The sequence below is a fragment of the Natrinema amylolyticum genome, assembly GCF_020515625.1.
Lineage (GTDB): Archaea > Halobacteriota > Halobacteria > Halobacteriales > Natrialbaceae > Natrinema > Natrinema amylolyticum.
On the sequence record NZ_JAIWPJ010000004.1, the window covers coordinates 150,438 to 172,633 of the forward strand.

General features: G+C 62.0%; 19 protein-coding genes and 1 pseudogene. 12 read left to right on the forward strand and 8 right to left on the reverse strand.

The genetic code is table 11. From position 1 onward, the window contains the following. Positions 1-4: 4 nt before the first annotated feature. From LDH66_RS19475 to LDH66_RS19495, 5 genes are all read left to right on the forward strand, one after another. Positions 5-865, forward strand: coding sequence for a branched-chain amino acid ABC transporter permease (locus LDH66_RS19475; protein WP_226482751.1), 861 nt, complete (start codon positions 5-7; stop codon positions 863-865). Further along, positions 858-1,868 carry a branched-chain amino acid ABC transporter permease gene (locus LDH66_RS19480; protein ID WP_226482752.1) on the forward strand — a complete coding sequence of 337 codons (1,011 nt, stop codon included), beginning with the start codon at positions 858-860 and terminating at the stop codon, positions 1,866-1,868. Before LDH66_RS19475 ends, LDH66_RS19480 begins: the two co-directional genes overlap by 8 nt. After that, positions 1,861-2,604: an ABC transporter ATP-binding protein gene (locus LDH66_RS19485; protein ID WP_226482753.1), complete on the forward strand. Its 744-nt coding sequence runs from the start codon at positions 1,861-1,863 to the stop codon at positions 2,602-2,604. The genes LDH66_RS19480 and LDH66_RS19485 overlap by 8 nt, the downstream gene beginning before the upstream one ends. Next, complete coding sequence (locus LDH66_RS19490; RefSeq protein WP_226482754.1) at positions 2,604-3,320, forward strand: ABC transporter ATP-binding protein; 717 nt, start codon at positions 2,604-2,606, stop codon at positions 3,318-3,320. The genes LDH66_RS19485 and LDH66_RS19490 overlap by 1 nt, the downstream gene beginning before the upstream one ends. A 170-nt stretch (positions 3,321-3,490) precedes the next feature. Continuing rightward, entirely contained in the window at positions 3,491-4,567 is a 1,077-nt protein-coding gene (locus LDH66_RS19495; protein ID WP_226482755.1) for a zinc-binding dehydrogenase, read from the forward strand. Positions 4,568-4,592: 25 nt separating this feature from the next. On the opposite strand, the gene lpdA is transcribed toward LDH66_RS19495, so the two are convergent. Together lpdA and LDH66_RS23015 are read right to left on the reverse strand one after the other, a co-directional pair. Beyond that, entirely contained in the window at positions 4,593-5,996 is a 1,404-nt protein-coding gene (gene lpdA / locus LDH66_RS19500) for a dihydrolipoyl dehydrogenase (RefSeq protein WP_226482756.1), read from the reverse strand. A gap of 403 nt (positions 5,997-6,399) precedes the next feature. Then, positions 6,400-6,525: a hypothetical protein gene (locus LDH66_RS23015; protein ID WP_264182547.1), complete on the reverse strand. Its 126-nt coding sequence runs from the start codon at positions 6,523-6,525 to the stop codon at positions 6,400-6,402. Between the two features lie 1,701 nt (positions 6,526-8,226). Here LDH66_RS23015 and LDH66_RS19505 point away from each other — a divergent pair. The 3 genes from LDH66_RS19505 to LDH66_RS19515 all read left to right on the forward strand — a co-directional run bounded on the left by LDH66_RS19505 (position 8,227) and on the right by LDH66_RS19515 (position 11,356). Next, positions 8,227-9,324, forward strand: coding sequence for a Gfo/Idh/MocA family protein (locus LDH66_RS19505; RefSeq protein ID WP_226482757.1), 1,098 nt, complete (start codon positions 8,227-8,229; stop codon positions 9,322-9,324). Between the two features lie 407 nt (positions 9,325-9,731). Beyond that, positions 9,732-10,121, forward strand: coding sequence for an IS200/IS605 family transposase (gene tnpA, locus LDH66_RS19510; protein WP_226482758.1), 390 nt, complete (start codon positions 9,732-9,734; stop codon positions 10,119-10,121). Further along, positions 10,118-11,356: an RNA-guided endonuclease InsQ/TnpB family protein gene (locus tag LDH66_RS19515; protein ID WP_226482759.1), complete on the forward strand. Its 1,239-nt coding sequence runs from the start codon at positions 10,118-10,120 to the stop codon at positions 11,354-11,356. Before tnpA ends, LDH66_RS19515 begins: the two co-directional genes overlap by 4 nt. 64 nt (positions 11,357-11,420) lie before the next feature. Here LDH66_RS19515 and LDH66_RS19520 read toward each other — a convergent pair. Both LDH66_RS19520 and LDH66_RS19525 read right to left on the reverse strand, forming a co-directional pair. Continuing rightward, positions 11,421-11,738 (reverse strand): annotated as a pseudogene (locus LDH66_RS19520) (metal-dependent hydrolase); the annotation flags it as partial. Further along, a complete protein-coding gene (locus tag LDH66_RS19525) occupies positions 11,738-12,289 on the reverse strand; it encodes an OB-like fold-containing membrane protein (RefSeq protein WP_226482760.1) in 552 nt (183 codons plus the stop codon). The gene LDH66_RS19525 and the pseudogene LDH66_RS19520, both read right to left, overlap by 1 nt. A 276-nt stretch (positions 12,290-12,565) precedes the next feature. Between LDH66_RS19525 and LDH66_RS19530 the strand changes: the two genes are divergently transcribed. Further along, positions 12,566-13,015, forward strand: coding sequence for a MaoC family dehydratase (locus tag LDH66_RS19530; RefSeq protein WP_226482761.1), 450 nt, complete (start codon positions 12,566-12,568; stop codon positions 13,013-13,015). A 49-nt stretch (positions 13,016-13,064) separates the two neighbouring features. Here the strand turns inward: LDH66_RS19530 and LDH66_RS19535 are convergent, their stop codons facing one another. Continuing rightward, on the reverse strand, positions 13,065-13,526 hold the full coding sequence (locus LDH66_RS19535) for a DUF7970 domain-containing protein (protein ID WP_226482762.1): 462 nt from the start codon (positions 13,524-13,526) through the stop codon (positions 13,065-13,067). After that, on the reverse strand, positions 13,523-14,365 hold the full coding sequence (locus tag LDH66_RS19540) for a ParA family protein (protein ID WP_226482763.1): 843 nt from the start codon (positions 14,363-14,365) through the stop codon (positions 13,523-13,525). The genes LDH66_RS19535 and LDH66_RS19540 overlap by 4 nt, the downstream gene beginning before the upstream one ends. Before the next feature lie 1,635 nt (positions 14,366-16,000). Here LDH66_RS19540 and LDH66_RS19545 point away from each other — a divergent pair. Continuing rightward, the gene (locus LDH66_RS19545; protein WP_226482764.1) at positions 16,001-17,224 is read left to right on the forward strand and encodes a mandelate racemase/muconate lactonizing enzyme family protein; all 1,224 of its coding nucleotides are present in this window, start codon (positions 16,001-16,003) and stop codon (positions 17,222-17,224) included. A 225-nt stretch (positions 17,225-17,449) separates the two neighbouring features. Here LDH66_RS19545 and LDH66_RS19550 read toward each other — a convergent pair whose 3' ends face one another. Together LDH66_RS19550 and LDH66_RS19555 are read right to left on the reverse strand one after the other, a co-directional pair. Continuing rightward, positions 17,450-17,872: a GlcG/HbpS family heme-binding protein gene (locus LDH66_RS19550; protein WP_226482765.1), complete on the reverse strand. Its 423-nt coding sequence runs from the start codon at positions 17,870-17,872 to the stop codon at positions 17,450-17,452. A gap of 218 nt (positions 17,873-18,090) precedes the next feature. Continuing rightward, on the reverse strand, positions 18,091-18,933 hold the full coding sequence (locus LDH66_RS19555) for an NAD-dependent epimerase/dehydratase family protein (RefSeq protein ID WP_226482766.1): 843 nt from the start codon (positions 18,931-18,933) through the stop codon (positions 18,091-18,093). Positions 18,934-19,181: 248 nt separating this feature from the next. Between LDH66_RS19555 and LDH66_RS19560 the strand changes: the two genes are divergently transcribed. Together LDH66_RS19560 and LDH66_RS19565 are read left to right on the forward strand one after the other, a co-directional pair. Further along, complete coding sequence (locus LDH66_RS19560; RefSeq protein WP_226482767.1) at positions 19,182-20,111, forward strand: dihydrodipicolinate synthase family protein; 930 nt, start codon at positions 19,182-19,184, stop codon at positions 20,109-20,111. A 534-nt stretch (positions 20,112-20,645) separates the two neighbouring features. Next, the gene (locus tag LDH66_RS19565) at positions 20,646-22,073 is read left to right on the forward strand and encodes a family 4 glycosyl hydrolase (protein WP_226482768.1); all 1,428 of its coding nucleotides are present in this window, start codon (positions 20,646-20,648) and stop codon (positions 22,071-22,073) included. Positions 22,074-22,196 lie beyond the last annotated feature (123 nt).

The following is a 22,196-nucleotide window of genomic DNA, read 5'->3' on the forward strand; positions in this document are numbered from 1 at the left end:
TAGCATGCTCTCAGAGATACTCACGATCGTGATCGTCGGGGCGATGATCAGCGCGATCTACGCCCTGATCGCGATCGGATTCACGATGATCTTCGGCGTCGGTGGGATACTCAATCTCACCCACGGCGCGTTGCTCATGCTCAGCGCCTACGCGTACCTCGTGGCCCAGCCGTACATCGGCCGACTCGGGGGCGTAATCACCGGTGTCCTCGTCGCCGCACTCGCGTCGTACGGCGTCTACATGGGCCTCGTCAGGTACATCGAAGAGCACGTCGTCATCACGTTTATGGCGACGATCATGGCCGCACTCGCTATCCAGGAGGCGATAACGATGGGATTCTCGCAGCAGGCGCGCGTTCTCGAGCCCATGGTCCCGGGCTCCATCGCGGTCGCCGGCACCCGGATGCAGTACGACCAGCTCCTGGCGTTCGTCGTCTCTTGGGTGCTGATCGGTCTGCTGTGGTACTACGTCACAAATACGAAGAACGGACGCGCGATCCTCGCGACGTCGATGAGCGAACGGGGTGCGATATTCACCGGCGTCGATCTCCCGCAAGTCCGGCGGCAGACGTGGCTCATCGCGGGCGCGTTCGCCGGCGTCGGCGGGCTCTTCATCGGACGCCTGCAACAGACCAGCCCCGAGATGTGGCTCGAGCCGCTGACGCTCGCGTTCATCATCGTCATCATCGGCGGCGTCGGTTCGATCAAGGGGTCGATCATCGCGGCGTACCTGATCGGCTACATCGAGACGCTCACGGTCGAACTCATCGGCGCCCCGTACCGCGTCGTGGTAGCGCTACTGATAATCATCGCAGTGATCATGTACCGGCCGGAAGGCCTCTACGGGAGGGAGTACCTTGAGTAACGAATACGACCGCTCCGGCGAGCCAGTATTGCAGCGGTTCACGAGGGAGTTCCTCGGCGAACCGAACCGATACCAGATCACGGCAGTCGGGGTCGCGCTCCTCGCGCTCTTCACCCTGCCGTTCTGGGCCGCCCAGTACCTGTACGTGTTCGCGTTAGCGAGCATCTGGGCCATCTTCGCCATGGGCTGGGACATCATCAGCGGCCACACCAACTATATCAGCTTCGGTCACTCCGCGCTGTCCGGCGGCGCCGCCTACATGACCGGGATCCTCGTCCACAACGTCAACCCCGATATGGCGATGTACATCACGTTCCCGCTGTCGATTCTGGCGGCGGTCGCCATCGGGCTCCTGTTCGCAGTGCCGACGCTGCGACTCGAGGGGCCGTACTTCTCGCTGATCACGCTCTTGGGCGTGCTGGTGCTGACCCAACTCGTCTACATTTACGGGGAGTACACCGGCGGCGAGCTGGGAATCACCGCGGTGTCGACGTTCACGTACGATCTCACGAGCCTGTACTACTACACGCTGATCCCGATGCTGCTCATCGGTGCCGTACTGGTCGTAGTCAGTCAATCGAACGTCGGGCGGATCCTGCGCGCGATCGGTGAAAACGAGGCCGCGATCGAGTCCTCGGGGATCGACACGACGAAGTTCAAACTGTGGTCGTTCCTGCTGAGTGCGATCACGATGGGGATCGGCGGTGCGATGCTCGCCCACTTCTACGGGAACGTCACCCCGTCGACGGTCCTCGTGATCGACCGCAGCCTCGAGATGGTCGCGATCGCAGTCATCGGCGGTATGGGAACGATTGCCGGCCCGATCGGCGGCGCGTTCGTCTTCATCTTCCTCCGCGACGAGGTGCTGACGGTGTTCGGATCGACCGGTCGGTGGCTCGCGCTGTGGCTCATCGTGCTGTTCTTCCTCGTGTTCCTCCGGGACGGGATCTTCCCGTTCATCTGGTCTCGAATCGGGTCCATCGGAGGTGGTCGCGATGAGTAGCGATACCGTGTTCCAGATCGACGACTTGCGAAAGGAGTTCGGCGGTCTCGTCGCCGTCGACGACCTCTCGTTCGACCTCCGGGACGACGAGATCCTGGGACTAATCGGTCCGAACGGGTCCGGGAAGAGTACCGTCTTCAACTGCATCATGGGAATCTACGACGTGACCGGCGGCTCCGTCCAGTTCAGGGGCACCGATATCACGGACATGGATACCCACGAGATCGTTAACCGCGGGATCGCACGCGTTTCCCAGGAGTCGAACCCGATTCCGTCCTCGACGGTCGGGGAAAACATCGAGCTGTTCACGTATCCGAACGATATCTTCTCGCTCACCGGCGGTGCGAGTCAAGCGGAAGTCCTCGACATCGCCCGGCGGTTCGACCTCGACGAAAAGTTGGATACGCTCCCCGGATCGCTCCCCCACGCTGACGTCCGGCGGCTGGAAATCGCGAAAGCGCTGGCGACCGAACCCGACATGCTCCTCCTCGACGAACCGTTCGCGGGGATGAATCAGGCGGAGATTCGCGAGCTGTCCGAACAGATTCGCGATATCCACGCGGAAGGGACACCGATCATCATCGTCGACCACAATATGAAAGGACTCATGCCGATCGTCGACCGCGTCGTCGTCATCAACAGCGGACAGAAGATCGCCGAGGGATCGCCCGAGGAGATAGCGAACGACGAGACGGTACAGAAAGCGTACCTCGCCGGTGCGGAGGTGGGCGACTGATGGCCGATCCCGTCCTCGAGATCGAGGGTCTGGACGTGACCTACGGCAAGACACAGGCGCTCGACGACGTCTCCTTACACGTCGAGGAAGGCGAAACGGTCGGCGTCATCGGGCCGAACGGCGCCGGGAAGACGACGCTGTTCGACACCCTCTCCGGAATCAAGGAGTACGAGGGCAGCATCAAGCTGTTCGGCGAAGAACTGTCCGACCTCTCCAAGCGCGAAATCGTCGACCGAGGGCTCGTCCACTGCAGCGAAGAGCACGACCTCTTCCCGTTTTTCTCCGTCCACGAGAACCTCCTGATGGGGGCCTATCCCCGAGACGATCAGGCGGCCGCTCAGGAGACGATCGACTGGGTCTACGAGCTGTTCCCGCGACTGGACGAGCGCCGCGATCAGGACGCGGAGACGCTGAGCGGCGGTGAACAGCAGATGCTTGCCATCGGTCGCGCGCTGGTCAGCGATCCGAAGCTCCTCATCTTGGACGAGCCGACGCTCGGACTCGCGCCGATCATCATCAACGACCTCGACGACACCTTCGAACAGCTCAAGCGGGAGGGCATCACGATCCTGATCGCCGAGCAGAACACTACCTTCGCGATGCGCCACGCCGAGCGGCTCTATCTGCTCGAGACCGGAGCGATCACGCTCGAGGGCCCCGCGTCGGAACTACAGGAGGACGAGTACGTCCGCGACGCCTACATCGGCGTCACGTGACGTCGCTGCGTCACCGTTTCCTGTCGCCGTAGTTCGGACGATAGGGTCGCCGTTCCCTGCCGTTGTAGTTCGACGAGTCGGGTCGCCATTTTCCGCCGCGAGTACCGGCAGACGGCATTCTACGGACACGTAGCTTTACCTTCGCGGACGTGGTATGGGTAGACAGGACAATGGATGCAGTATACCTGCACGGGCCCGGAGACCTCCGTGTCGACGACGTCGATCAGCACGCCGTCTCGGCGGACGCGGTCGCGGTCGATATCGAGTACACGGGGATCTGTGGCTCCGATCTGCACGAGTACGAGGTCGGACCCGTTCCGATCCGAGCCGAAGCGACTGACCACTCGATTCCGGAGTCGGACTGGGACGAGTACCTGCCGAAGCCGATGGGTCACGAGATCGCCGGCACCGTTTCGGACGTCGGTGAGGCCGTCGACGACGTTCGCGTCGGCGATCGAGTCACGCTGAACATGGTCACTGCCTGCCACGACTGCCGCTACTGTGCGGCCGGGAAGTACCACCTCTGTGAGCGAGGGGACGGCGGCGTCGTCGCCAGTCGCGGCTTCGCGGATCGAATCGTCGTCCCGTCCTCGATGGCCGTCCCCGTCCCGGACGAGGTGTCGCTTCGCCACGCCGCGCTCGCGGAACCCCTCGGCGTCTCGCTTCGGGGTGTTCGGCGATCGGACCTCGAGCCCACCGATCGCGTTGCGGTGTTCGGTGCCGGGCCGATCGGCCTCGGCGTCGTCGCAGGCGCTGCCGCGGCCGGTGCGCGCGAGATCTACGTCAGCGAACCGCGAGCGGCCCGTCGAGCGGCCGCGGAGGCACTCGGTGCCGACGTCGTCATCGATCCGACCGCCGTCGACGCCGTCGAGGAGATCCAGCGGGAGACCGACCGAGTCGACGTCTCCTTCGAGTGCGCCGGAACGGCCGCGACGCTGACGGACGCCCTCCGGAGTACCGCGTACGGCGAACGGGTCGTCGTGCTCAGCGTGTTCGAGGAGGAGGTTCCGATTCATCCGAACGATGTCATGCAGGCGGAACGGGAGCTCGTCGGGTCCTTCGGCTTCCAGGGCGGGCCGCTCGCCTCGCGGTCGGAATTCGCGACCGCGTTGGACCTAATCGACGACGGTCGCATCGATCCCGAGCCGATGATCACCGAGACGGTGTCGCTGAACGACGTCGAGTCGGCGTTCGAGGGACTTCGCGATCCCGAGAGCGATCAGATCAAGGTACTCGTCGAGCCCTGACGCGTCGAACGAGCCGTCCGGCCGCTCACCGATTCAGCGTGTGTACCGCCTGCCCGAGCGCGTTCTCGCAGGCCTCCATGACTGCCTCCGAGAGCGTCGGGTGCATGTGAACGGTGCCGGCGACGTCCTCGAGCGTCAGTCCCGTCTCGACCGCCACTCCGAGTTCGCCGATCAGTTCGGACGCCTCGGGACCGACGATCTGTGCACCGAGGAGTCGGCCGGTGTCTTCCCCGGCGACGACGCGGACGAACCCCTCCGTCTCCGCGAGCGTGAGCGCTCGGCCGCTCGCGTTGAACGGGAACTCGCCGACGACCGGTGAGTGGCCGGCGTCGCGCGCCTCGGCTTCGGTCAAGCCGACGGTAGCGATCTCCGGGTCGACGAATACCGCCGTCGGGATCGCAGCGTCACGAAGCGCGGCGTCACCGCCCGACGCGACTTCGGCGGTGACGAGCCCCTCCGCGACCGCTTTGTGTGCGAGCATCGGTTCGCCGGCGACATCGCCGACCGCGAAGACGTGATTGCGAGCCGTCCGAGTTCGATCGTCGGTCTCGAGGAATCCGCCGTCGGTCGGCTCCAGTCCGATCGCCTCGAGACCGAGCGTGTCGGAGACGGGTTCCCGACCGATCGCGACGAGTATCCGCTCCGCGGTCGTCTCGTGCTCGGTCCCGTCCGTCCCTTCCGTGTGGAGGGTAACCTCCCCGTCGTCTTCTCGCTCCCACTCGACCGCGACCTGTCCGAACTCGAAGTCGACGCCGACGGATTCGGCTCGCTTCTTGACCGGGCGGGTGAGGTCCGATTCGTACCCCGGGAGCACGTCGTCTTCCATCTCGACGACCGTGACGTCCGTCCCGAGCTTCGCGAACACCGTCGAGAGTTCCATGCCGATGTATCCCGCGCCGACGACGGCCAGCGACCGCGGCGCGGCCTCGAGCGCCAGCGCCTGCCGAGAGTTCAGAATCGGGTCGTCGTCGAAGGAAAACCCCGGAACGCTCATCGGGCGGCTCCCGGTCGCAATGACGGCGCTTTCGAACTCGAGCTCGTCGACAGTGCCGTCCGTCGCAGCGATTTCGACTGTGTGGTCGGCCGCGAACCGCGCCGTTCCCTCTCTCACGCTGACGCCGTTCGCCTTGCAGAGTTTTTCGACGCCGCCCGTGAGCCGGTCGACCACGTCGTCCTTCCAGTCGATCATCTCCCCGACGTCGACGAACGGCTCCGCGTAGATACCCATCTGAGACGCCGACTCGAGTTCGGTAACGAGATTCGACGCGGTCAACAGCGCCTTCGAGGGGATACAGCCGTGATTGAGACAGGTTCCGCCGACGCCGTCCCGGTCGACGAGCGTGACGTCGCAGTCGCGCTGTGCGGCACGAATCGCGGCGCTGTAACCGCCGGGTCCACCGCCGATCACGAGAATGTCAGTTGCTACCATGCGGAAGCAATCGTCCGGGTCGCTTATAGTGGTTTGGTGACCGGTTCTCGTCTCGAACGAAGTCGGGCGACGGCTGAGAAAGACGCCTCCGGCGCGACACCGTTTCGTCAAATAAACCCTCGTGAGTATCACTCGCGGTTTGTTTTGACACGCCATCTCACATCAGTGTACATAACACCCTTAGTGTGTTATCGTCTCGAGTCAGCTGCGGTCCACTGCGGTCTCAAACGGGAGCACTAACAGCGGCAGTCTGTCTGACACAGGCTCAAGGAGAGTCCCTCCGAACCGGTTCTCCAGTTCGAGTACTATCGTGCCGAATCTCACCGAAATTGCTGAGCGGGTCGGATACAGTGACAGTCCGACCCGACCGTCGGTTCGGAAGTCTCGTCCGTGCGGCCTCTCCTCACGTGTCCTTGTCGCGTTTCCAGTGGTGGTTGCACTGGTTGCAACTGTACTGAATGTGATGCGCTCGTTCTTCGAGCCACACGTCGTCTCCCTCGCAGTTCGGGCATTGGTCGTTCACTGCCATACCGGAGCTACATCGTCGACCGTCTTTATGCCTACGCAGGACAGCAGCCGTTGCGAGGTGGTCTCCCCGACGGCACAACGCTCGAGACGAGAGTTGCAGTATCGCTGTCGACTCGAGGGGAGAGGCCGTCCGTGAGGGTATGGGGCCGTGGCCCGATATGCGGGACGGCGACAACGTGTCCCGTCGGTCGCGGTTCGTTCACGCTCGGCCACTGCTATGCCTCTTCGCACGACGATCGATCCGGGAGAAACGGACTCCGCCGAAAACAGTCGTCTACTCCATTGAATGCGGTTCGGTCGGCTCCGATCTCGACGGGCGAAGAACGGAGGGAAAGCGGTGGATTTCGCAGTGTACCATCACAGGTACGTGGCTGGATCGGTTGAGAATCGGGTGTCGGGGTTGTCCGTGATGTTTCGTCTATCCCACCTCCGTGACACTTGTTACCACCAACCACTAAATAAACGTTGGTGTTGCGGAAGGACTGCCCCGGTTTTTCGACGATGTCCACAGGGAAAACACGTAATTACCGGACTCGCTGCGGTCATCGATTCGGAGAACCAGCCGTTGGCCGAGATTCCGAGAACTCGCGGACGTGAGAGTGAGAACGGCAGTGAGGAGACGGTCCGTGGTCTACGGCGAGCCGGCCTCCGGTTTCTCTCTCGAGGACGACCTCGAATTCCGGAACCCGGTCCGGCAGCTGCCGAGTCGACGATCGGGGCGACAGACACCGGCGGAACGCCGTTCGGTCGTTCGGAACGGAGTCACAGGAGAGACGGCAACGATTGTGGGGATCCCGTTGCCGTCTCGAAGCGTGGCAAACGACTGACCCTATTGGCTGTGCTGCAGCCGTGGTATAGTATGACAAACACCGCCTTGAATCCAGCGGCGTTTCGCAGTGCGTGACGTCGCCGAGCGGTCGGATCCCCCATTTCACGAATTTCGGGTGCGACTCCTCGCACGTCCGGACCATTTTTCGCGTCGGCGTAGACGCGGTATACACCGCTTCGTCGTCTCGAGTGATTTCGGATGGCCAGGTCGTGCGGATCGGTGATCGAGTCGACGGACGCGACACCGGGCCGATCGGGCAGCAGCGACCGTATACATTGGCCTGCGTGGGGTGAACCGCCTCGAGGTCACGCGGTTCGAGACGCCTTCGGCGCCTCGCCATCGAGCGAAACCGACGGTTCGCGGACGGGGCGATTCCGGAGGAATCGCTTACAGTCGGCGCAACGTTCCGACGACCTCACCGAGTCCGGTGGGACGTACGTCCCGCTTGTTTCGCTCCTCTCGTCACGAAAATGTTTGAGTTACAGAGCGTCCGAAACGAGAGAGGTCATAAACTGTATTTCGATATATCAATAGCTATAGCTCCCCCTCGAGGACGACTTCCGTCGCGAAGACTATATGCTCACGGTCGGCGTCCGTACTGTCGATTTCCGTGCCGGCGTATTCCTCGTTCCCGTACACCTGAGCGGCATCGGCGTGCCGATAGCGATCTCGAGGGCCACGAACGCCGCCTCCATCGGTAGCGATCGGGATCCGAGCAAATCTCGAACCCGACACCATGGGTTGTGCCACGATGGACGACGAATCTCGAGGGTGTGAAAGATATATTAAGCGAGATACGAATTGGACAGGTACGTGTCCGGTGCTTGCGGATCGTCTGCCGGCCCCGGGTTCTCGCTACCGAGCGTGGTTCACATGACATACAGGGCAGGTATTATCGGAACCGGCGGCATCGCGGGGATGGGAATCCTCGGAATGCACGACGAGGAGGTTATCGGGACGGAGAAAATCGAGGCCAGCCACGCCGGCGGGTACGACGCGACGGACGAGATCGAACTCGTCGCCGTCGCGGACGTCGACGAAGAGACCCTCGAGCAGTTCGGCGAGGCCTGGGGGATCCCGTCCGACCGACGGTACGTCGGCCACGAGGCGATGCTCGACGCGGAGGATCTCGACGTCGTCTCGATCTGTACCCCCTCGTATCTCCATCACGAACACACGATCGACGCCGCTCGGTCGGCCGCCGACCCCGACGCCATCTGGTGTGAGAAGCCAATCGCTTCACAGGTCAGCGCCGCCGAAGAGATGATCCGCGTCTGCGAGGAGACCGATACCGAGCTGATCGTCAATCACTCGTTCCGGTTTACGACCAAACTCCAGCGGCTTCGCGAGCTCGTCCGAGAGGAGAACATCCTCGGTGACGTCGTCTCGGTCAGCACGCAGTACCGCATGGAACTCATGCGTAACTCGACGCACGTGCTCGACACGTTGGTCTATCTGCTCGACGCGCGTGCAGAGCAGATCAGCGGCTACGTCACTGGTGAGAACGAAGCGGTCGAGTCGCTCGACGTGTCACAGGCGGTCGACGATGCCGGCGGCGGCGGACACATCGTTATGGACGACGGAACGTTCGTCACCGTTGACTGTACGATTCCCCGCGATATCTCGTCGATGACGCTCCAGTTCATCGGAACGGAGGGGAAATTGTACATGAACAACGACGACGGCGAATGGCGGTACTGGACGCTCGAGGACGGCGATCACGTCGAGACCGACCTCCCGGGAATCGACGGCTCTTGGACGTGGGACGACGACTACGAGCGCTCCTTCGCGAACGCTGCGCGCCACGTCGAAGACGTGCTGAACGGCGACGCAGAGAACATCTCGCCCGGTGTCGAGGCCGCGCGATCGCTCGAAATTATCGTCTCGTTCTACCTGTCGCATTACACCGGCGGGTCCATTGACGTCCCGCTCGCGGAGCCGCTGCGCGAGGTCACGATCACGTCCTGGTAGCGATTCCTTGCTCGCTCACATCTCGTTCGTACAGAGACATCAACACCACAGTTCAGACTGTTACGTCGAGGTTTCCGGTCGGTTAGGGAACCAGTACCGACGCGCTATCCAGAGACCGACGGCGAGGATGCCCGAGACGACCGCGGGCCATCGATCAGTACTGAGATAGAGGTCCAGGGAAGGTGGCCGATACGTACTAAACGGAAACGAGACGGCATACGCCCTCCCGGTGGCCGAGAGCAACGCGACGTCGAGGGCGTGATACAGACCGATAGCGCATACCTCCGTCTTCAGGCGGAGGTCAAGCGATAGGCATAGTGTGCCAATCCACGAGTCCCGCCATTACTGGATTTCCCACGCTTCATCGAAGGTGTTAATACACTAATAAATAATAGTGTGCAACACGGATGAAGACCACACGGCACGCGACCTACAACCTCAACTACCAGATAGTCTGGTTGCCGGAGTACCGCCAGTCGGTACTCGTCAACGAGGTCGCCGACCGTGTGCGAAACATCCTCTACGAAATCGCCGACGACAAGGGCGTAGAGATAATCGACCTGACCGTTCAACCCGACCACATCCACCTGTTCGTCAGTAGCCCACCGAAACACGCCCCCTCGCTTCTCGCCAACTGGGTCAAGGGGATTTCCTCGCGGAAATACAACCATCGCTACGCCGACAACGAGGGCGAGAAGGTTCGATGGGCGCGGGGCTACTACGCAGGAACGGCGGGACACGTCTCCAGTGAGACGGTGCAGGACTACATCCAGCGTCACGAGGAAGACGACCAATGACCGAACTTACGAAGACGCTAGAACTGAAACTGGTAGACCCGAACGCGCACAAACGGCGGAAACTCCGCGAGACGCAGGACGCCTACCAGCAGGCCCTTCAGGATGCGTTCGACGCTGGTTGTACCACCCAAACCGAAGCGAACGGCGTGGTGGTCACCTATGACCTGTCGGGGTACGCAAAAAACGCCCTCAAGAAGTACGTCCCGCAGTTGACGACGACGTACAACGCGGGCGACCTACACGACGATCACCCTGTTCGATTCACGAACGAGGGACTACGCCTCGACCACAAACCCGAGAACGCTATCGAGTGGTATGTCAAAATCCCACACCACGAGGACTACCATCTCTGGATGCCAGCACAGCCGAATCCCGAACAGCGGGACTGGTTGGAAGCGGTGAACGCTGGAGACGCGGAGATGGGTGAGAGTCGGCTGTTTCAGCGGGACGAGACGTGGTATCTGCACGTCACCGCGACCCGCGACGTGGAGGACTGTTCCGAGGCGTCCACCGATGAACGAACGCCTATCGGAGTGGACATCGGAGAAGCGTCACTCGTCACGGTGTGTCACCGCGACGGCCACGGTTCTCCGACCCGTCCCGAACTGTGGGCCGACGAGGGCAAAACCGTTCGTCGGCTACGCAAGACCTGCTTCACCGCTACGCGACGGCTTCAAAAACGCGGAAGCGACCGTATCGACGAGTCGTTCGGCGACGACCTGTGGAATCAGATAGACGACGTATTCCACCGTGTCACCAGCGAAGTCGTGGAATACGCTGAATCCGTCGAGAATCCCGTACTAGTTCTGGAAGACTTGACGTACATTCGGGAGTCGATGGACTACGGGGAATACATGAACCGCCGTCTTCACGGATGGGGGTTCGCCAAACTCCACGCGCAGATACGCTACAAGGCCGTCGAGAAGGGGATTCCCGTCGAGACGGTGAACCCGCGCAACACGTCGAAGGTGTGCCATGCGTGCGGTGACGTCGGGTATCGCTCGAAGCAGGCGACGTTCAAATGCACGAACGACGACTGCTGGATGAGCGGGTACCAAGCCGACGTAAACGGGGCGATAAACATCGCAGACCGCTACCTCAGTGGAGAGAGTCGTTCCAGAGAACACCCGAACGACGATGACTCGGCTGAGGATGGGGCGCGTTTGACCGCGCCACAAGACAGCCAAGCCAATGCTGAAACTCAGCAGTTGACGCTTGGAACGTATGCGTCTTGAAACCACAGGGCCGTTGCACTCGGCCTGAAATCCCGTGGTGGGATTCCCGCGTCTTCAGCCGCGGGAGGAGGTCAAGGGACACTGCGCCGAGAGCGAGGAGTGCGATCGCCTGCCGTCGATAGTCAGGCGCGACCGAGAGCGACCCGAAGAGGACGACGAGCAGGGTCCCGCCGAGAGTGTGTAACGGTGCCCACGAGAACGGAACACCGACCAGTCGCGCAACGAAGGCGTCCGGGATCAGCAGTCCGATCTTTCTGAGGTCCGGCGAGAGCGCACCGACCATGACGAGCGTTACCTGCGCCGGCCGAATCCGCTCGTCCCTGAACGAGAGGAGCGTCCCGATGCTGTAACCGACCAGTACGTGTGTGAGGAGGTCGGGCATCACCGATGACCGCCATCGTGGTGATGACCGGTATCCGGTCGCTTCCGGTGCTCCTCGCTCGAGCCGTCGACCGATTCGCCTCCCGGTGACGCGCTCCGAGCGGTCCCGCGGTGGCCGTCACCGGTCAGTGACTCGGTTCGGGGAACGAGCGCGAGCCGATCGCGATCGACGCGCCAGCCGCGAACGAGACGGGCGAGAACCCAGCAGCCGCCGATGAGCGAGACGATACCCATGTACAGGGAGCCCCACAGATCGTCGGTGACGGTCCGATCCGCGTCGAGGGTAGACTCGTCCTCGAGTGTACCGAAGGCGGTCACGCGGTCATCAGTCTCGAGGGAGGCTGTCGACTGCTGGAGGGTGTCGGCCGCGTTCGCCACGGTAAATCGACCGTCGCCACCGGTTCGTGTCGCGATCACGATGGGGTCGGTTTCGACGACCGTGCCGCTGAGAACGACGCGGTCGCCGATGTAGCCCTCGCGGTTCGCCGTCACGTCGTCTTCGGCCGGATACCCGCTCTCCAGCGGCTCGACGGCACGGCTCCCGTCCAGCACATGAGGCCGAGCAGGGCGACGCCGAGGATAGCCGCGCCGAAAAACCGGCCGGAGTGCCCGAATGAGTCGCAGAGAAACATCTATCTCGACTAAGAGACGCGTGAGACAATAGAGATTGGGCAGGTCGGAAGACGGACATCTATCGACACCATAGCGACCCGTGCGTCTCACCCTGTGACGAGCGACTGCAGGGGTACGGACACAGCGCGAGCGCGACGCTCGGCTATCCCGATCGATCCGCTATTCTTTTCTCTCCCTTGGACGTCCTCACGATCGATGCGTTACTTCGAGGACATCGAGATCGGCGCGACCGAGGAATTCGGCGAATATCACGTCACCAAGGAAGAAATAACCGAGTTCGCCGAGCAGTACGATCCGCAGCCGTTCCACACTGACGAGGCGGCGGCCGAAGAATCGGCGTTCGGCGAGCTCGTCGCGTCGGGGTGGCATACCGCCGCGATGTCGATGCGAATGCTCGTCGAGAACTACTTGGGGGAACAGGCGGGCATGGGCGGGCGCAGCGCGGACGAGCTGCGGTGGGAGCGGCCGGTCACGCCGGGCGATACGCTCTCTCTTCGCCTCGAGGTGACGGACAAGCACCGCTCCGAGAGCGACCCGCACCGAGGGTACGTGGATAACTACATCGAGGTTCTGAATCAGGACGACGATGTCGTGCTCTCGTATACCGTCACGGGGATGGTCGAGCGACGAAGTGCAAGCGAGTAGTCGGACGGTCGTCCGCTAATCGCCCGAAGACTGGATCGAAATCGAGCAGTTAGGACTCCGATTCGAAGCCCCAGGCCTCCAGCCGATCGACGACCTCGTCGACGTTGTGCATCGCCGCCTCGTAGGCCGCTTCCCGAACGTCGGTCTTCGAAACGTCGGTTCCGAGTTCGTCGCTGACTGCACCGACGAACTCGTCCTCCGCCTCGACCACGTAATCGCGGAGATAGAACTGGACCATTCCACGGTCCTGTTTGACGTTATCGCGCACATAGACCCAGGGAACGCCGTCGTCGCCAGCGCCGGCCTGTGGCGGGTCCTGAATCACTGCATCGTCCGCGTCGGACTCGCTGTCCTCGTCTCGATCGCTCCCGTCAGTGCCCTCCGCTCGAGCCGACGCCTCGTCCGGTACGGAGCCGTCCGGTTCGGAGTCGGACTCGTCATCGACGGGCGACGCCGCGGCGTCCTCGTCTCCCGAGTCCGCAAACGGATCGCTCCCGGATCCCTTCTTCATCGGTCGCTCACCTCCTCGATCTCCGCCGCCAGCCGATCGATCTTCTCGAGGGTTTCCATCTCGTGATCGCGTTGTCGGTCGCGGTACACCTCGACGTAGTGTCGCGGCGGACACTGTTGGTCCCAACAGCCTTCGAAGAGCGACGATCGCTCGCGGATCGCGACCGGTGCGGGATAGCCTCGATCGCGAATCTCCGTGAGGTATCGCTCCTGATCGGACGTTCGACCGACCCCGTTCGGAACGGCCGAGAGGACGCCGATTTCGGCCTCGAGTCGATCCTCGAGGCCGTCGACGAGTTCTTCCAAGCCGAGGACGCTTTGCATTCCCTTCCCCGTCGGCTCGACGGGAATTACCAGACTTCGCGTCGCCGAAACGGCGTTGTAGAGGTGGGGACCCGCAGTCGCCGGCGGATCCACGACGATCACGTCGTACTCGGCCGGAATACCGGATTCCAAGAGCACCCGTCGGAGCCGATCGTACGGATCGAAGTCGTCACCTTCGCCGAGATCGTCGGCCATCTGCTGTGCTCTGTTCAGAAGATCCTCGAGGTTCTCGAGCATGTTGTGGCTTGGGATGAGATCGAAGCCGTGCTCCGTTTCCCGGATGAGGTCCTCGAAGGATCCCTTCGGTCGATCGATCAGGTGGCGAACGATGTTGTCCGCCTGGCTGTCGTCTCGAGGCGCGTCGACGTCGAGGAGGTAGGTGAGCGAGCCGTTCTGTTGATCCATGTCGATCGCGAGCACGTCGAGTCCGTGATTGGCGTGAGCTTCGAGCAGCGCCGCACCGATCGTCGATTTCCCGACGCCGCCAGCCTCCGAGTAGGTCGTATATGTGAGCATACGAGTTGGTTAGTCTTTCCGAATATAATACTTTGGTATACGTACTCGAGAAGACAACTGGTTAGGCTAATCGGATAAGCCAATAGAATATCGGCTTAGGACCCAGTCTGCGACGGTCTCGTAAGGTTCGCCCGGCATCACCAATTGGATAGTCTAATCGGTTAGCCCAAATAGACTGCCGATTCAGTCTTGCGTTCCGGTGATCGCAGTAAACCGACTGGAGGGCGAGTGGCTCGAGGCACCGAAGGTGTCCCGTCATTGAGCGAAACCGACGGTTTCGCGGACAGGACGATTCCGGAGGTCGCTTGAGTCGGCACGAAATCGTTCGAAACGACGGAGCCGTTTCGTAATGTCGTAAATCTTCGATTTGTGAGCACGACGACGACCTCGCGGAGCCTGGCGGGACGTCCGTCCCGCTGACCTCGTGGAAACTTCGTTCCCGCGTCGCTTCGTTCCGTTCAGTCACGAAGATGTTCGATCTTCGATCGACCTTGAGGCACTCGGGCCCCCTCCGCCAACAGACATTCTGGATAGATGAGCTGAATAACCTAACCGATTAGCCTAATCATACTGGAGATCCAGTACCATTATACGGCCACAGTAGACGGACCGAAACGACCAATCGAATAGGCTAACCAGTTAGCCTAAATATACTGCTAGTTCAGTCCGCACCCCACGACGACCCCGGTAGACATACTGGAACAGCCAATCGTTCAGTCTAACTAAAGAGCCTATCCAAAGAGCCTAACTAGCATGCCGAGACAATAGGTCCTACTACAGCAGCCCAGACACCGATACCCGAGATATCGAACCGAATAGGGTCATCAACCACCCTAGCCGACTACAACGCAGAGTCGGCTGCAACTCGACCGGTCGAGATGGATAATCGATCATCCTAATCAAATAGCCTAGCTGATTAGATCAGCGATCGAGACTCGCTCGGGGGAGTACAGAGGTGACTACTGATTAGCCGAAGCAAATAGGTTATTCGGTTAGGCCAACCAGAAGGTCAAAATAGACGACCCAACGTGACGGGATACTCGTTCTACCCCGAAACTGAGTCGATTCAGATAATAGATCCAATCTAATGGAATAGGCTAACTCAATAGCATATTTATTTGACCTAATCAGACATATTACTGAGACACTCTCTGTTGAGCGAGACGGCTCACCGCAACGGATATACGACTGCCAAACCCCAAGTATAACGGAAGAGAATACCAGTATAGTCTAACCGAATAGGCTAACAGTATCCAGGAGACCGTGACCGGTTTCGGAGCAGCGATATCGGTCAGCCGACCGGGTCGAAGTCGATCGGCGGCCGGACGACGACGTCTCGTACCCGTTGGCCACCGGTCAGCGCGACCGGTCACTGCCGTCGGTCGTCTGACCCGAGTTCTCCACATCCGTGATAAACGATAGCGTTTTACTCACAGCGTCGGTAGCGATGACCATGTCGATATGCAGTAGCGGTACGGGCGGATTCGAGACATCTATTCGGAGCGTGATTGCGCGGCGGAAGTCACAACTGATCGCTCAGTCCGACCGCAACGATGTCCACGGAGACACCGAGACCGGACGAAAGCGTCGCCCGTCTGGAACCGACGAGGGAACCGAAACCGGGTCGAGTACCCAATGAGGGACTTCTCGAATCACTCGAGCACTCGACCCGCGGGACAGGACGTCGAAATCACCGGGATCGAATCGGCGGTCGTCGAGGGGAACTTCGAGTGGAACCTCGTGAAAGTCCACACCGACGCGGGCGTGACGGGGATCGGCGAGGCGTACCGCGGCGGCGGGATCCCGGAACTCGTCGAGTACACGAACCGATTTCTCGTCGGGGAGAACCCGCTGGATGTCGAACGACTGTTCCGGTATATCGTCCAGGAGATGTCGGGTCACGGGGGGACGACGGGGAAGGTCGTCACCGCCGCGTCGGGAATCGAAATCGCACTGTGGGACGCCGCCGGCAAGATTCTGGATCTACCGGTCTACCAGTTGCTCGGCTCCCGCTACCGCGACCGGGTCCGGATCTACTGTGATTGCCACGCCGGCGAAGCGTATTCGGTCGACGAAGGCGGGTTTACCGAGTACGCCGACGCCGAAGCGTACACGCCCGAGGCCTACGCTGCGGAGGCCGAACGCGTCGTCGACATGGGGTTCGACGCGATCAAGTTCGACCTCGACATGGAGGGAGACAACGACCCCGATCCGTACAACGGCCGGCTGACCAACGCCGCGTTAAATCGAAAAGTCGAGGTCGTCGACGCCGTCCGCGAGGCGGTCGGCGACGAGATCGATCTCGCCTTCGACTGCCACTGGGACTACACGGTCGAGAGCGCGGCCCGTCTCGCGAGCAAACTCGAGCCCTACGATCTCATGTGGCTCGAAGACGTCGTCCCGCCGGAGGAGACGGACGCGCAACGGGAAGTCGCCCGGCGGACCGAGACGCCGCTGGCCACGGGCGAAAACCGGTTCCGGATCCACGAACTGAGCGAACTGATCGACGAGTACGCGGTCGACGTGATCACGCCCGATCCGACGACCTGTGGCGGCCTCGCGGAGTCGAAGCGGATCGCTCAACGCGCCGAAGAGCGGTACGTTCCCTTCTCACCGCACAACGTCTGTAGCCCCGTCGGGACGATGGCCTGTGTCCACCTCTGTGCGGCCGTCCCCAACGCCGACGTGCTCGAATACCACGCCCTCGAGGTCGACTGGTGGGACGAGCTGCTCGAACGCGACGAGCCGCTGATCGAAGACGGCTACATCGACGTCCCGACCGAGCCGGGACTGGGCATCGAACTGGACGAAGCAGTCGTCGAGAATCGGTCGCTTCCCGGTACGGACGGGTTCGACTGACGACGCGATCGATACCCTCCGAACGGAACACGCTCGGATCGATGCGGACAGCGACTCTCGAGGAACGGCGGCACCGTACTCGAACATCGACCGATAGCAACTCGAGACCTCGATCTCACGGATCGCACAGTGGACAGTCGGAACCGCATCGATCGGTAGCTCGAGGCGATCGGCTTTCGGTCGGTTACTCCCGAAGACGGTCGCTGGGAGCGCCGACTCGAGTCGTCATTCGGAGGGATCGAAGGCTTCGACGCCCGCACTGGCGATCGCGACGTCTTCCGAAACGTCACCGCCGCTGGCACCGACCGCACCGACGACCTCACCGTCTCGCTCGATCGGAACGCCGCCACCGAACGTGACGACGCGATTGTCGTCCGTCGACTGGAGTCCGTATACGTCTCCGCCCGGTTCGGATCCTTCCTTCAGGTCCTCCGTCGGCTTCTTGACGGCAGCCGCAGTGTAGGCCTTGTCGCGTGCGATGCTCGCTGCGACGAGTTTCGCGCCGTCCATGCGACGGAACGCGAGGAGGTTCCCCTCGTTGTTCGTTACCGCGAGGTTCATCGGAACGCCGAGTTCGTTCGCTTTCGCTTCGGCAGCGTCGAGTAGTTCTTTCGATTCGTCTAACGAAACCGAATGCTGGGTCTGCATTTCGAGTAAAGAGTGTTCCGTCCAACTATAAATCAGCTTCGGATCGGTAGAGTTCGCGCGTTCGGACCGGAATAAATACCCGCGGGGTAGCGAACGCGTTAGTGACCTCGATCAGCGCAATCCTCGGGAAGTGGCTACCGATCTCACGAGCGGTTAGCGGACCAGCGAAATGCCCGTCTCGGCACCGAGTGACGTGATATCCGTCGACCCGCGCTGTATCACTCCGGCGGGGAGTCCCACGTTTCGCCGTTGTCCTGGGGGTCGTAGTCGATCGTCTCCCGGGCGTTTTCGATGCTGTACCAGCGGCGATCGTTATCGCTGACCCCGCTGTAGATGTCGAAGCCGGGATCGTCGGTCTGGAGACACCGGTCGATCATGTGTGCGAAGTCTCGGCGAGACTGCCACATGGCCTTCATCCGCGCGACCTGCTGTTCGTACTCGACGCTCCCGCGCTCGTAGTCGCCGGCCTCGACGCCGCTCTCGGCGTCACCGTAGGGGTGGTCGTACTCGGGCATCCGGACGCTACAGATCCGGATCGCGTGGGCTCGTTTCGGGTACTCGTAGTTCTCGACGTAGTATCGACAGAGGTCCTCGCCGAAGCTCTTCGAGACGCCGTAGTACGAGTCGGGTCGAACCGGATCCTCGTGGGAGAGTTGGAAGGGGGCCTCACTTCCGAGGTAGAGGTCGGGCGCGTTCTCGGACTCGTACATTCCCATCACGTGGTTCGTGGAGGCGAACACGACCGTCTCGAGTTCCTGGGTGCGGGCGGCCTCGAGAGCGTTCAGCGTCCCGATGATGTTGGGTTGATGAACGTCGTCCCACGTGCCGTCGGTGAAGGGGTAGCCGGCGAGGTGAATCATCGCGTCCTGGTCGGTGGCCGCGTTCTGAACGGCAGCCGCGTCCGCGACGTCGGCGACGACGGTATCGTAGGAGCCGTACTCCGCACCGTCGTCCGGATCCTCCAGATCGAGATAGGTGAAGTCGTAGTCGGGCTCGTCGTGAAGGTGATCGATAATGGCGGTACCACACCGTCCGTACGCACCGGTCAGTAGGACGTTCACACCTGTTCCGTCTGTCGTATGTGACTATAATTGTTCGGATGACGGACGGGGTTCGGAGCCGGGTTTCGACGCGGCGAATACGGGGTCCCCCACCGGACGATATCGGCGTCGGCGTCCGCGGCTCGGTGGGCCGCCGATCCGACGAACGGCAGTATCCGAGAGCGAGATCGACGGTCGTCTCGCCCTCCCATACCGAATCGGGAACGGGATGACGATACGTTTATCAGGTGGCTCTCCGATTTCGAATCATGGCGTCCGAGAAGCTACAGGACGGACTGCGGAGCGTCGCAGCCGGGCTGTTGACACCGTTCGACGACGACGGAGAGATCGACCACGAGAAACTCGCCGCAAACGCCGAGGCGCTCTCGAGCGACGGCCTCGGGACGTTCCTCGCGTGTGCGAACATCAGCGAGTATCACTCGCTGTCTCAGCAGGAACGTATCGATATCACCGAGACGAGCGTTTCGGCGCTGTCCGACGACGCGTGCGTACTCGCCGGCGTCGGAGGGAGCACGAAGTCCGCACGGGAGCTCATCGCCGCGTACGACCGAATCGGCGTCGACGCGATGATGATCATGCCGCCGGACCACACTTACGTTCACGAACAGGGGCTCCTCAAGTACTACGAGGCGCTCGCGGACGCGGCGGAGGCCGGAATCGTCCCGTACGTCCGCGGGTTCGAACCGTCCGTACCGTTCCTCGTATCGCTGACCGAGATCGAGGGCGTGGCCGGGATCAAGTACGCCATCCCAGACGCAGTGAAACTCGGCCAAGCGATCCCGGCCGGTGACGACGACGTCGTCTGGGTCGACGGAATGGCCGAACCGCACGCGCTGTCGTTCTGGATCCAGGGGGTCGAGGGGTTCACTGCCGGCGTGACGAACTTCGAACCGCGGCTCGGACTGGAACTGTTGACGGCACTGCGCGACGAAGACTGGGAGCGCGCTCGCGCACTGCAGAACGCGGCCGTCCCGTACCAGCAGTTCCGGAGCGAAACCGGCGAGGACAACACGCTCGCGGACGCGATTAGCGTCCCTGCGGTCAAATACGGACTCGAGCTCGCGGGCTACAACGGCGGTGCCGTCCGCGAACCGATCGTCGGTCTCTCGGAGGGCGACAAGCGACGGGCCGAAACGCTCTACGAGGAGCTCCAGTCCGATCTCGATCGGCTGCTCTGAAGCCCCACTACCGAGTATATCCTTTTTTCCGAAGTCGTGTCACCGACCCGCTCGCGTCTCGTACGTACGATCGGGAACGGGTTCGTCACGGGCAGTTTCGGTACGTCCGTTATGATCGGACGGATAGCCTGAACGGACGGAACTGGCGATAACCGCCGCTCGAAAGCCATCTCCGACACATTTCGGCGTGGAGCCGCGAGACACCGTCCGGGAGCACCGGAACCGTGTTCGGATAGAGGGGTTCGTCCGTCGTGGGAGTTACATTCATATGTTTGTAAACAGTAGCCGCTATTTCGGTAGCGGCTCGTTCGAGAAATCGAATTCTCCGATTTCAGGGGCAGCAGATGAGATTCTCGATTCGTCCGGTGCTGCCGGACCCATCGTGAGTGGTATTATCACGATAGCGGCTACCAAAGGAAGAGGGAACGCTGTCGCACAGCCGACAGTACCGATCATCGGGACGGCGCTCTAAGCCGTCGATAGCGGACGGCAGACGGCGCAACTACTTTGTATCCCGCTCGCCGTACGGTTCGTATGCATCAACTCGGTGACCGGTCTTCGTCACGGCCACGTTCGTCGGTGAAGATCGGCTATATCGGTGGCGGCAGCCACGGGTGGGCACACACGCTCATCAACGACCTGCTCCAGTGTGACGATCTCGCGGGGACGGTATCGCTCTACGACGTCAACTACGAAGCGGCCGAGAAGAACGCGAGGCTGGCGAACGGCCTCGCAGACCGGCCGGACGCCAACGGAGCGTGGACGTTCGAGGCGCGCCGGGACGTCGACGACGCGCTCGCGAACGCCGATTTCGTCATCTGCTCGATTCAGGACCCGGTCGAAGACACGTTCGTCCACGACATCGACGTCCCACAGGAGTACGGGATTTACCAGACCGTCGCGGACACGGTGGGTCCCGGCGGCGCCCTGCGCTCGCTGCGAGCGATCCCGCAGTACCGCGAGATCGCGGCGACGGTCCGCGAGCAGTGTCCCGACGCGTGGGTGATCAACTACACGAACCCGATGACGGTCTGTACGCGGGCGCTCTACGAGGAGTATCCCGATATCAACGCCATCGGGCTCTGTCACGAGGTGTTTGGAACCCAGCGGCTGCTGGCCGACATCGCCGAACGATATGTCGACGACGCCGACGACGTCACGGCCGACGAGATCGACGTGAACGTAAAGGGGATTAACCACTTCACGTGGGTCGACGAGGCGTACTGGCACGGCCACGACCTCTTCCAGTACCTCGATCGCGAACTCGAGGAGCGCAAACCGATTCCGGGGTTCGAACCCGGCGAACTGGACGACGAGTCCTACTGGACGAACCACCACCAGATCGCCTTCGATATCTACGATCGGTTCGGGCTGCTCGGCGCGGCGGGCGACCGTCACCTCGCCGAGTTCGTTCCCTGGTACCTCGACATCGACGAACCCGAGGAGATCCAGCGCTGGGGAATCCGGCTGACGCCCAGTTCCGCCCGCACCGGCGACAGCGAGGGGCCGGCGAAGATGGAGCGGTACCTGTCCGGCGACGAGGAGTTCGAGTTCACCGAGTCCGGCGAGGAGGTCGTCGATATCATGCGCGCGCTCTCGGGACTCGAGCCGATCAAGACCCACGTCAACCACCCGAATCGGGGGCAGACGCCCGACCTGCCGACGGGCGCCGTCGTCGAGACCAACGCCGTCATCACCGGCGGCGGCGTCGCGCCGATCACCGCCGGCGAACTCCCCCGCGAAGTGCGGTCGATGGTCCTGACGGCCGTGCACAACCAGGAGACGCTCGTCGAGGCAGGCTTCGCCGGCGATCTGGACCTCGCCTTCCAGGCGTTCCTCAACGAACCGCTGGTCACCGTCCAGCGCGACGCGGCCCGCGACCTGTTCGCCGACCTCGTCGATCTCGAGCGCGACTACCTCCAGGACTACGATCTCGAGAACGCCGACGTCCTCGAGGACTGACGACGGAACGGTCGCGGAGGGTCGAAGGCGGAGCCGAACGCCGCTTTGCGTTCGTCGCTCGAGCGGCGTTCACCGCTGCGATCGTCGGAGAGGGACTCGAGCGGACTCGAGAGAGTGGTACCC

Coding starts and splice junctions, on each gene's coding strand:
- LDH66_RS19475 (WP_226482751.1), top strand. CDS start 5: ATGCTCTCAGAGATACTCACGATCGTGATCGTCGGGGCGATGATCAGC.
- LDH66_RS19485 (WP_226482753.1), top strand. CDS start 1,861: ATGAGTAGCGATACCGTGTTCCAGATCGACGACTTGCGAAAGGAGTTC.
- LDH66_RS19490 (WP_226482754.1), top strand. CDS start 2,604: ATGGCCGATCCCGTCCTCGAGATCGAGGGTCTGGACGTGACCTACGGC.
- LDH66_RS19495 (WP_226482755.1), top strand. CDS start 3,491: ATGGATGCAGTATACCTGCACGGGCCCGGAGACCTCCGTGTCGACGAC.
- lpdA (WP_226482756.1), bottom strand. CDS start 5,996: ATGGTAGCAACTGACATTCTCGTGATCGGCGGTGGACCCGGCGGTTAC.
- LDH66_RS23015 (WP_264182547.1), bottom strand. CDS start 6,525: ATGGCAGTGAACGACCAATGCCCGAACTGCGAGGGAGACGACGTGTGG.
- LDH66_RS19505 (WP_226482757.1), top strand. CDS start 8,227: ATGACATACAGGGCAGGTATTATCGGAACCGGCGGCATCGCGGGGATG.
- tnpA (WP_226482758.1), top strand. CDS start 9,732: ATGAAGACCACACGGCACGCGACCTACAACCTCAACTACCAGATAGTC.
- LDH66_RS19515 (WP_226482759.1), top strand. CDS start 10,118: ATGACCGAACTTACGAAGACGCTAGAACTGAAACTGGTAGACCCGAAC.
- LDH66_RS19530 (WP_226482761.1), top strand. CDS start 12,566: ATGCGTTACTTCGAGGACATCGAGATCGGCGCGACCGAGGAATTCGGC.
- LDH66_RS19535 (WP_226482762.1), bottom strand. CDS start 13,526: ATGAAGAAGGGATCCGGGAGCGATCCGTTTGCGGACTCGGGAGACGAG.
- LDH66_RS19540 (WP_226482763.1), bottom strand. CDS start 14,365: ATGCTCACATATACGACCTACTCGGAGGCTGGCGGCGTCGGGAAATCG.
- LDH66_RS19545 (WP_226482764.1), top strand. CDS start 16,001: ATGAGGGACTTCTCGAATCACTCGAGCACTCGACCCGCGGGACAGGAC.
- LDH66_RS19550 (WP_226482765.1), bottom strand. CDS start 17,872: ATGCAGACCCAGCATTCGGTTTCGTTAGACGAATCGAAAGAACTACTC.
- LDH66_RS19560 (WP_226482767.1), top strand. CDS start 19,182: ATGGCGTCCGAGAAGCTACAGGACGGACTGCGGAGCGTCGCAGCCGGG.
- LDH66_RS19565 (WP_226482768.1), top strand. CDS start 20,646: ATGCATCAACTCGGTGACCGGTCTTCGTCACGGCCACGTTCGTCGGTG.